Below are 6,482 nucleotides of genomic sequence, written 5' to 3' on the forward strand. Positions count from 1 at the left end.
CGCCTTCTGGTTCGGGATCTTCGTCCCTTCGGCTCACCGGCCGTGGATGCGGCGGCCGGTGATCTGGTGCGGGACGATACGGATGTAGAGCTGCCGGTCGCCACCGGCCCACGGGGTGATGTCGGAATCGGTGACCTTGGCCAGCTCATCCGGCGGCACATGGTGGGCAGGGCCCTGAATGAGGACGCTCCATCCCTCACGCTGGGCCTCGTCCAACCTGTCGACCTCGAAACCGATTTTGATCTCTACGCCTTCCAGACCGGTGCGCAGGTCCTGGTCCATCGGGCCGCCCGGCGCGGTGCGGAACACGATGGCGCCGTCGTGGAGCTTGTAGTTGACGGGCAGAATCGTCGGCCCGTGCGAGCCGTTGAACGCCACTCGGCCGACCCCGCCGGGCGCGATCAGGCGCAGGCATTCCGCGGGCTCAAGCACTTCCAGGGCCGGGTCGGCCGAGGCGGAGCCGCCACCCGGCGGACGATCTTGACCGCCACCCAGCAGGTCTTGAACGGTGGTCTCCAGCGCGGCGGCCAGGCGCGCCAGTGCTTCGATGTTCGGGGGGCTCAGGTGCCCTTCGAGGTACTGGACGTACCCGGTGGACATCTCCGCGCGGTCGGCGACCTGCTCGTGGGTGAGGCCCAGCCGCTCGCGATGGTGAATCATGCGACGTCCGAAGTCGCCGGTGCCTGTCATGAACGTCTCCTTGTCATCAGTGGTGAAGGTGCTGTTGGTGCCGCGTGGCAGGGTGACGCCGTCGACACGTGTTCTGTCGTGATCAACGTCGATGACCAGTTGATGACCGCGGTAGCAGATCGGCATGGACAGTGAGCCGAGCCGGTCGGGCAGGAGCGGGTTGAGGTGCAGGCCGTCGCGCCGCAGCTCCAGGCCCAGGTAGCAGCGCTGCAACATATCCAGCGTGCCGGCCATGGCGCCAAGGTGGATGCCCTCCGCGGTGGTGCCGTGCTGGACGTCGTTGATGTCGCTGAACAGCGCTTCGGTGAAGAACTGCCAGGAGCGGGCCCGGTCGGAGCGGGAGAGCACCCAGGCGTGTACGACGGCGCTGAGGGTGGAGCCGTGGCTGGTGCGGGCCAGGTAGTAGCCGATGGTACGAGGGATCAAGTCCGGCGTGGCCGGGTAGCCGAGCCGCTCCAGGATCGCCAGTAACTCCTCGGCACTCAGCAGGTAGCACAGCATCAGCGTGTCCGCCTGCTTGGCCGCCCTGTAGCGGTTGACGTCGTCGCCGTCGGCTTCGAGCGCGCGGTCCAGGCGGCGCACGCCGCGGTAGCGGGCCCAGTCCAGCTCTAAGAGGTCCGCGTACCCGGTGAACTGGCTGATCACGCCGTCGTGGAAGTCGACACGCATGCGCCGGGTGATGTCGTCCCAGCGCGCCGACTCCCCAGGATCGGCTTTCCCGGTGTCGAGCGCGCGTGAGAGCAGCCACACGGTCATGATGTTGGTGTAGGCGTTGTTGGCCAGGCCGGGGGAGCCGGTCCCTGGGTAGGCAGTGTGGTATTCGTCGGGTCCCATGACGCCGTGGATCTCGTACCGTCCCGATGTGGGGTTGAGCACGGCTAGTGAGGCGAAGAACCTGGCGATGTCGATGAGCAGGTCCGCGCACCACGGAGGCATCGTGCCGGTGGCCAGGTGGTACTGCCACACGTTGTAGGCGATGGCCAGGCCGATGTGCCGCTGCAGGTGGGACACGTCGGGCAGCCAGCGGCCGGAGGCGGGGTTGAGGTGGAGCGTCTGGGTCTCTTCACGCCCGTCGCTGCCGCTCTGCCAGGGGAACATCGCGCCGTCATACCCCGCGTCGCGGGCCGCCGCCCTGGCTTCGGGCAGCCGCCGCCACCGGTAGCGGAGCAGGCCGAGTGAGATCTCTGGGAAGCGCAGGTTCAGCCAGGGCAGGACGAACAGCTCGTCCCAGAACACGTGCCCGCGATAGGCCTCGCCGTGCAGGCCCCGGGCGGGCACACCGACATCGAGGTCGGCGGTGTGTGGAGAAAGCGTCTGCAACACGTGGAAGATGTGCAGGTGGACGATCTGCGCCAGTTCCGGGCCGTCCACATCCAGCCGGGCGTCCTGCCACAGGCGTTCCCAGGCCGCCACGTGCCGGGCGAGCAGCTCGTCGAAACGCGGTGCCAGCCGTAATCGGCGCAGGGCCGCAGAGCGGGCGTCGTGGATGGCGGGATCGCGTGAGGTCAGCAGCGCCACGACCTTGGTCACCGTCGCGGGCACGCCCTCGACGACGTCGAGTACGTGCTCGGCGGTGATCCGGTCAGGCGAGCTGGTCACCTCGGGTGCCGCCGGCGCGTCCAAACGCGCGGCGAGCGCGACCGCGATCCGGGAGGAGCGGGTGACCGTGGTGAGCCAGGTCAGCTCGTCTTGCGTGCCGGTCGCGTGGCCGGTCAGATGATCGCCGCGCAGGTCACGATAGCGGGCCACGCCGCTGTTGGTCACCCGGCCGTCCAGCTCCGCGCGAACGCGCAGCGGGCCGGACCAGTTCTCCGCGGTGAAGGTGGTGTCGAGTGCGGCCAGGTACGGGTCGGCCATGGACACCAGACGGCGTTGCCGTACGAGGGTGATGCGGCCTGCCTCGTCACGCCAGCGTAACTCGCGCCGCAGCACCCCCTGCCGGAGGTCGAGCTCCTGGCGGTAGTTCAGCAGGTCGGCCCGCTCCGGGCGGAACCACGCTGAACCGGGGGTGGCGAACGTCAGTGGCAGCCAGTCGGGCAGGTTGACCAAGTCCTCATTGGTGACCGTGCGGCCCGCGACCGTGGAGGCCAGTCGGTCGTAGCAGCCCGCGGCATAGGTGCCGGGCGTGCGCACCTCGCCGTCAGGCGTCGCGCCGCGCGTGGCGAACCGGCCATTGCCCAGCGTGCACAGAGCCTCGCGTAACCCCTCCGAAGCCAGGTCGAACCCCTCGTAGACGAGCGTCCAGGGATTCATCGCCGTATGACGGGGACGCGGCCGGTGATGGCCAGTTCGGCCAGGTCCGTCACGACGACGTCCGCTCCGGCGCGGCGCATCGCGGCTCTTCCCGAGCCCGTCCGGTCCACCCCGACGACCAGGGCGAAGGCGCCTCTGCGCCCCGCCTCGACACCGGGCAGCGCGTCCTCCACGATCGCCACCTCGTCCGCCGGAAGCTCCAAGCGCTGGGCGGCCTCCAGGAACAACGCCGGGTCGGGCTTGCCGGGCAAGCCCAGCCGGGCGGCCTCGGCGCCGTCGACCAGCACGTCGAACAGGTGCGTCAGCCCCGCAGCCGAAATCACCGCGCGGCAGTTCCTGCTCGCCGACACCACGGCGGTACGGCAACCGCGCCGCCGCAGCTCGTGCAGCAGATCGACGGTTGAGCCGAAGGCGGCCACCCCATGCTCGGTGATCTCCTGGACGAACAGTGCGTCCTTGGCCAGCCCGAGCCCGTGCACGGTCGGCGCGCCCGGCTCGTCCTGTGGCCCGCCTTCGGGCAGGCAGACGCCGCGGGAGGCCAGGAACGTGCGGACCCCGTCCAGACGCGACCGCCCATCGACGTAGCGCAGGTAGTCGGCCCGGATGTCGAACGGGGTGGAACGGTCGCGCAGGAAGACGTCGAAGACGTGCTTCCACGCCGCCGCGTGCACACGGGCGGTGTCGGTGACCACACCGTCGGTGTCGAAGACCACGCCACGGAGCCGTGTCAGATCGATGGCTGCCATGCCCATCACGCTACGCACCCGTCACTCGGGCAAACAGGGTCCTTCGGCTCTTGCCTGACGGACTTCCGGCCCTGCAACGATGCGCCGTGAGCGAGTCCGATGGAGAGATGACGAAGGAGGATGGATCATGATCATTGTAGGGGTGGACGGCTCGACGACCGCGCGGGCCGCGGTGGAGTGGGCGGTCAACGACGCTCTGCGGATGGGGGAGCCGCTGCGGATCGTGCACGCCGTGGACCGTTCGCCGTATCAGATTGGCAAGTTCGCTGATGCCGCGCTGCCTGACACGCTGCTGCGCGAGGGGCAGCGGATCCTGCGTGAGGCGCTGGCTCTGGCTCACGAGCGCCAGCCGAGCGTCGAGGTCACGACGCGGGACATCGAGGGCGCGCCGGCCGAGGTGCTGCGCGAGCAGGCCAAGGAGGCGACTGAGATCGTGCTCGGCAGTCGCGGGCTCGGCGGGTTCGCCGGCGCGCTGCTGGGCTCGGTCAGTACGCACGTGGCCGGCCACGTTCACGGCCCCGTCGTGGTCGTACGCGGCGACCATCAGCCGGTGCGCGGGGAGGTCGTGGTCGGCGTGGACGACTCGCCCGCGTGCGAGCCCGCGCTGGCCTACGCCTTCCGGCAGGCCAAGCTGCGGGGGAGCACGCTGAGGGTGGTGCACGCCTGGCAACTGCCGGTGCACGCGTTCGCACCCGAGGCGCCGTACGACATGGACGAGGTCCGCACCGCGCAGCACCAGGTGGTCCGCGATCGGCTGGAAACACGCAAGAAGGAATACCCGCAGGTGACGGTCGTCGAGGATGTCCAGTCGGCGCAGCCGGTGGAGGCCCTGGCCGATGCCTCCGCCCGAGCCGATCTGCTGGTGGTGGGCTCGCACGGTCACGGCGCGGCGGGCGCGCTGCTGCTCGGCTCGGTCAGTCGCGGCGTCCTGCACCACGCCCGCTGCCCGGTGGCGGTGGTACGCGCATAGAGGCCCTCTCTGTCGACGGGGAAGACGACCCGTCGCCCGTGCTCCACGTCTAGCAGGGACCAAAGGCTCTGCGGCGAAGGACGTTCGCCCATGCCGCCCGTGGTCGCCCCAAGCGCATCGTTGGGAGAGAGATGAGGAGGCCACCATGTCCATCAAGGTCAGGGACGTCATGAGGAACGTCGCCATCGCGGTTCGCGAGGACGCGTCGTTTGCCGAGATCGTGCGCACGATGCGCCGGTACACCCTCGGGGCGATCAGTGTGATCGATGCCGGTGGCCGGCCTGTGGGGGTCGTCTCCGAAGACGATCTGTTGCTCAAGGAACTGGACCCGGTACGACACAGCGCCCCGATCTTCGGCAGGCGCAAGCGGCGCGAGGAGCAGGAGAAGGCGGCCGCGGTCACCGCGTCGGCGCTCATGACCACGCCCGCGATCACGGTGACTCCGGGAACCCCGGTTCGCGACGCGGCGCGGCTGATGCACGAGAAGCGGATCAAGCAGCTGCCGGTGATCGATGCGGCCACCGGGCGCATCATCGGCATTCTGCACCGGTCAGACCTGCTGCGTGTCTTCGGTCGTTCCACGGGCGAGTTGGAGAGGGAGATCAGGGCCGTGATCGGTGACCTGACGTCGGTGTCGGTAGGCATCTCTGGTGGTGTGGTGCGGCTCAGCGGCCGGGTGGCGCGCGGCTCCGAGGCCATCCGGTTGGTGGAGGAGATCCGCCGGGTGGACGGCGTGATCGACGTGGTCTCCGAGCTGACCTACGACAGGGCCGACCGGATCGTCGTCCCGCCGCTGCTGTAGGGGCCGACATGGAAGCCACCTGGCCGCAAGGCCATCCGACGAGGGCTGGAGCAGGCCCCCACGCTGCGGTTGCCGATCGGAGGCGAACCGGCTCGCCAAGATCGCCCGTGCGGAGATGGCGATCACGCATCGGCTCGGCCGCACGCCAGCGCCCGGCGCCCGCCCCCACATCCCGGTGGACCGGCGGGCCCCGCTGGAGGAGTTCGAGCGGATCGCGTCCCGCATCCCGGTCTTCCATATCACGGCACGCGCGGACTAGGAGCGGTGCGTATTCCCAGGTGGCGCGAGGAACTGCCACCTGCTCGCCGGAGCGACGATCCGCGACGTGGCCCCCACGCTGATCGCGTTATCGACGGCGGCCCGGGGCGCCCTGAACTGGCCGATCCCGCAGTGGGAGCGGCGGCGACGGTGGTCAAAGGCCGCTGATCCCGGCCCTTCGGCCCGGGACGACCGGCAGGGAGCCTGACAGGCTCCTGGTGGAGGTACGCCGAGAGAAGGGACGAGGCCGATGCGCTGGAACGAGCTCTCCGAGCGGCAGCGGGGCCTGCTGTTAGTGGCTGTGTCAGCAGAGTTCGCGTTGACCGCGACGGCGGCGGTGGACCTGTGGTTCCGGCCGCGGGACGAGGTACGGGGACGTAAGGAGCTGTGGTGGCTGGGCATCTTCGTCCAGCCGATCGGACGCATCGCTTACCTGATGTGCGGGCGGCGGTCCCGGTGCGGGCGCTAGGCCGGCTGCAGACCCGGCTGGTCAACCCGATCGTCGCATGGGTACTGCGTACCCCGTGAGAACGTGTGCCGTGCACACGGCGCCGAACGCTCGGCACTCGCCGTACGACGACCGTACGACGACCGGCCGGACGGCATGGCGCCTTCGGGTCGGCTCGAGTGCGCTCAGGTCGCGTCCGAGATGCGGTGTAAAAGTGAACGAGCGTAGGTTGCCGTGCTGAACCGACCAAAGTTCGCACTACGCAAGGACCTACGCTCGTGGCACGCACACTACCGCCCGTTCAGGCCATTCGCG

At 69.5% G+C, this 6,482-nt stretch carries 6 protein-coding genes; 4 read left to right on the forward strand and 2 right to left on the reverse strand.

Annotated elements, in window-relative coordinates; genetic code table 11:
• Positions 1-33: 33 nt before the first annotated feature.
• Positions 34-2,943 carry a pyridoxamine 5'-phosphate oxidase family protein gene (locus LDL49_RS53310; RefSeq protein WP_225302616.1) on the reverse strand — a complete coding sequence of 970 codons (2,910 nt, stop codon included), beginning with the start codon at positions 2,941-2,943 and terminating at the stop codon, positions 34-36.
• Positions 2,940-3,689 (reverse strand): HAD family hydrolase, encoded by a 750-nt coding sequence (locus LDL49_RS53315; protein ID WP_225302617.1) that lies wholly within the window; start codon positions 3,687-3,689, stop codon positions 2,940-2,942. Before LDL49_RS53315 ends, LDL49_RS53310 begins: the two co-directional genes overlap by 4 nt.
• 127 nt (positions 3,690-3,816) lie before the next feature.
• Here LDL49_RS53315 and LDL49_RS53320 point away from each other — a divergent pair, with 127 nt between their 5' ends.
• From LDL49_RS53320 to LDL49_RS53335, 4 genes are all read left to right on the forward strand, one after another.
• Entirely contained in the window at positions 3,817-4,659 is an 843-nt protein-coding gene (locus LDL49_RS53320; protein WP_225302618.1) for a universal stress protein, read from the forward strand.
• 145 nt (positions 4,660-4,804) lie between these two features.
• The gene (locus LDL49_RS53325) at positions 4,805-5,461 is read left to right on the forward strand and encodes a CBS domain-containing protein (RefSeq protein ID WP_225302619.1); all 657 of its coding nucleotides are present in this window, start codon (positions 4,805-4,807) and stop codon (positions 5,459-5,461) included.
• 115 nt (positions 5,462-5,576) lie between these two features.
• The gene (locus LDL49_RS53330; RefSeq protein ID WP_225302620.1) at positions 5,577-5,720 is read left to right on the forward strand and encodes a hypothetical protein; all 144 of its coding nucleotides are present in this window, start codon (positions 5,577-5,579) and stop codon (positions 5,718-5,720) included.
• A 249-nt stretch (positions 5,721-5,969) separates the two neighbouring features.
• Positions 5,970-6,188 carry a PLDc N-terminal domain-containing protein gene (locus LDL49_RS53335; RefSeq protein ID WP_225302621.1) on the forward strand — a complete coding sequence of 73 codons (219 nt, stop codon included), beginning with the start codon at positions 5,970-5,972 and terminating at the stop codon, positions 6,186-6,188.
• Positions 6,189-6,482: the final 294 nt, after the last annotated feature.

This window comes from Nonomuraea aurantiaca, from assembly GCF_020215705.1.
Classification (GTDB): Bacteria; Actinomycetota; Actinomycetes; order Streptosporangiales; family Streptosporangiaceae; genus Nonomuraea; species Nonomuraea aurantiaca.

Excerpts from the sequence above, each read along its gene's own strand:
- LDL49_RS53330 (WP_225302620.1), top strand. The coding sequence starts at position 5,577 with ATGGCGATCACGCATCGGCTCGGCCGCACGCCAGCGCCCGGCGCCCGC.
- LDL49_RS53320 (WP_225302618.1), top strand. The coding sequence starts at position 3,817 with ATGATCATTGTAGGGGTGGACGGCTCGACGACCGCGCGGGCCGCGGTG.
- LDL49_RS53335 (WP_225302621.1), top strand. The coding sequence starts at position 5,970 with ATGCGCTGGAACGAGCTCTCCGAGCGGCAGCGGGGCCTGCTGTTAGTG.
- LDL49_RS53315 (WP_225302617.1), bottom strand. The coding sequence starts at position 3,689 with ATGGCAGCCATCGATCTGACACGGCTCCGTGGCGTGGTCTTCGACACC.
- LDL49_RS53325 (WP_225302619.1), top strand. The coding sequence starts at position 4,805 with ATGTCCATCAAGGTCAGGGACGTCATGAGGAACGTCGCCATCGCGGTT.
- LDL49_RS53310 (WP_225302616.1), bottom strand. The coding sequence starts at position 2,943 with ATGAATCCCTGGACGCTCGTCTACGAGGGGTTCGACCTGGCTTCGGAG.